Source organism: Methanobrevibacter sp. (genome assembly GCF_017468685.1).
Lineage (GTDB): Archaea > Methanobacteriota > Methanobacteria > Methanobacteriales > Methanobacteriaceae > Methanocatella.
The window spans coordinates 1-3,240 of the sequence record NZ_JAFUHT010000058.1 but is presented as its reverse complement, the minus strand read 5'-3'; the positions used below and the strand labels follow the sequence as shown (position 1 = coordinate 3,240).

Annotated in this window: 1 protein-coding gene; it reads right to left on the bottom strand. The window is 35.4% G+C overall.

Going from position 1 to position 3,240, the window contains the following annotated elements:
- Positions 1-275: 275 nt before the first annotated feature.
- Complete coding sequence (locus IJ258_RS07690; RefSeq protein WP_292805355.1) at positions 276-2,960, bottom strand: STT3 domain-containing protein; 2,685 nt, start codon at positions 2,958-2,960, stop codon at positions 276-278.
- Positions 2,961-3,240 lie beyond the last annotated feature (280 nt).

The window sequence follows — 3,240 nt, the reverse complement described above, 5'->3', positions numbered from 1 at the left end:
CTGTTAATTTTTTGTTGTTAGATAGTTTATCGCGGATTATACTTAAATCTTTCTGCTTGTTTATTGTTTTTGTTTTAATGATTTGTGGATGATAAGTTACATCAAAGTGAGTGTAGGCTTTTATCTTACCTATTTTAGAAAACGAAATGTCTCATAATTAATAAAAAAAATAATTAATTTAGTTTATTTTAAAAAAATAAAGCATAAAAGTATTATTTGTAATAAATTTCTAGAAAATATACAAGTTTAAAAAAAATAAAAAAAGTGAGGTAGAATTAACTACCTGCTTTGGTATTGTCAAAGTTTACGTTAAATAGCATTACACCGTTTTCAGAATGCACAGGCTCAAATATGTTTTGGTTTGCTCCACCTAAAAGATAAAGTTGAGTAAACATTGAGTTTTCAAGTTTCTCATCTATTAATATTGGAGTGTACTCATTGTTCTGGCCCATGAGGAATAAGGTGTAGTTACCGTCTTTAGCACCTTTGATGGATTCGTTTTTCATGATGTATCCGTCTTCGATTAAGATTAATCTGGATGCTTTAAGAGGGTTGTAGTCAGTACCGTTGACTTTGATTGGCTCGCCGGAATCTGTGTATACTGATTCGACATGTGCTTCGGTTGTGTTGTTACCGGAACCTCTTTCAATTACTGCATTTACGGTCATGCCCTGATCTTCTAATAATTGAACCTTGCCTGACTGGCCGGCTGCAACTTTAGCTGAATCATATGGCACGTAGTAGTTGTAGTTTTCAGAAGTCTGGTTGTCAAAGTCCCATGCACCGAAGTAACTCCACCAGCCTGCTTTTTGAAGCATATCTGAGGATGCGACAAATATTACAGGTCTTGGGTTTTTAGGATGTGTGAGTTTGACTACGTCTTTTGCCTGATCTGCAGTTAAGTCATACTTGGACTGCAATACCTTTTGGGCGTTGCTTGATGTTCTAGGCAATATATCAATAAGGATATCAGTAGCCTTACCAGGTTCTCCTGTGACGTTTACAAGATAATCGTCAGCTTTTGTACCTGTTGAATCAAGCATTCTGAATATTCCTGCAGATAGTTCCAAATTATCAGTTGTCATCGCCTGACCCAGCCAGAAAGCACGTTCCCCTGACTGAGAACCTCCGTCGAATGTTACCTGTCTGTCTGCAGCAACTTCGAAGAGGTAACCGAAGTCCCACCAGGATGTGATTACTGTATCATCCGGTTGGGTTTCATCTATCCATTCCATTGCGTTCCACATGTAGTCGTTTGTACCTGGAACAACGTTTTCTGAAGTCTGCCATGCGCCAACAATACTTGGAGTGATTAATGCAATCACTAAAGCAATTATCAAAATATGTTTTTTGAGCGGAACATGGTTTTTGTCAGCTGAGTTGTCTTTGAGCAAGTATATTGAAGCAAGTCCGATTGCTGCAATTACAACAAATAATATAATACCATAGGTTGTGTTGATTGTAGCTACCGGTACAGCTGCTAGAAATGCACATAAAATCACTGCAACAGTTAACCATTTGTCGTTGTTGAGTCTGTTTTTGATGTAATCACAAGCGTATCCTACAAATATGCCTGCTAGTAAACCGAATGGTAAAACGATTGTGGTAATGAACCTTGAACCACGGGATACTGCAAGAGCGGTTACTACTACCCATACAACGAATAATGTTGCATATAATACTGTTAATCTTTTGCTTGCAAGTATTTCATTGTCTCCACCGAATTTCAAATCAGCAAGAGATAATTTGAATTTACGACTGTTGTCAAGTTTTTCAGCAGCGGATAATCTTTTACCTTTTTCAGGTTTAGCTTCCACCGGTTTTTGTCTGACATTTCTGTATTTCCATGCTCTTGTAACAAGGATGTATAATACAACCAATGCTGCGAAAAATACTGCAATACCACCGATACCGTTTATGAATCCGTTGGTGTTTGCTAAAAACATGGAAGTCATTCCTGCACCTAGCATTGCTGGCATTTGCATCTCTGCAACGGAAATAAGTACGTTAGGGAATCCTCCTACAACAACAGATGCAGATTGTAAGTTTAACAATCCAAATACGCTTCCAAAGATTCCGATTACTCCATCGACTCCTCTAAATACTGCAAGTCCGATAAATGCAATTACACCAATTGCAATGATGGATAGGAATTCCTTGTTGTGCACTAACCATTCAACGACATTGCCGTATTGGTCTCTGTCTTCATCAACATTGAAAACAAATGTTACAATCAGGTATATTACTGCAAAGAATCCCATCATTGCAACATAAAAGACCCATCCAGACCATTGAACTGAAAAGATTCCAACGGAAATAATGGACAATATAGCAAATACGATTTTCCAAATCCAGTTGTTACTTCTTATTGATTCAACAAAGAAGAATACAAATAGGAGTGAGAATATGTAGTAGAACATATCTGTATCGAAAAATCCCGGGAATGTGTGTGCGAAATAGTTCGGAGCAAGTGCGATGATTATAGTTGCAACAATTGCTCCATAATCGTTTGTAAGTCTTCTTGAAAATATAAATGCTGGTATTACTGCTAGTGTTGAAATAATTGCTCCAGCCCAAAATGCAACTTCCTTAACTGACATGTTCATTCCGAAGAAATTATTGGCCACATCATGTAACCATGAAGTCACATATACAATTCCCAACTCATAATTAACTTGAAAACCATCAGGAGCATTACGATGCATATCCCATGCAGTATCATTTACCATTTCATCTCCCGCATAACCATGATCCACATAATCGTCAGTCAACCTGTAGTTATAATATGAATCCATTTCACTGAAATAAGGAAGACCTGATGCATCTGTGTATAATGCTTTTCCTTCATCGTCAAAGAAATGTAGATCAGCAGCAGGAGCTTTTAATGCGAAAACAACAGCCAAAAGAATCAATACAATGATAACTCCTTTACCTACTGTTAATAATGTTTCTCTATTCATTAAAAATCCTCTGTCTAATTTTTATTAATTTAAATTAAAATTATAAGAAAAATAAAAATAATTTCAAACAATGTGAAAAAATATTTTTATTGGTTTATATCTATATTTTTCAACATTATTAAATATTGTGGATAAAATACATTCCTAGAAACTTAAGATATTCTTGGTGAAAATTTTTATTAAATTCCATATTTAATAACAATGTTATATTATTTTTAAATCAGGTTTTGATTTTTCGTAAGTTTTATATGATTTCGGAACAAAAAATTAAACAAGAATT

What these genes read in the sequence shown, in the direction of transcription:
- IJ258_RS07690 (WP_292805355.1), bottom strand. Translation starts at nt 2,960, where the DNA reads ATGAATAGAGAAACATTATTAACAGTAGGTAAAGGAGTTATCATTGTA.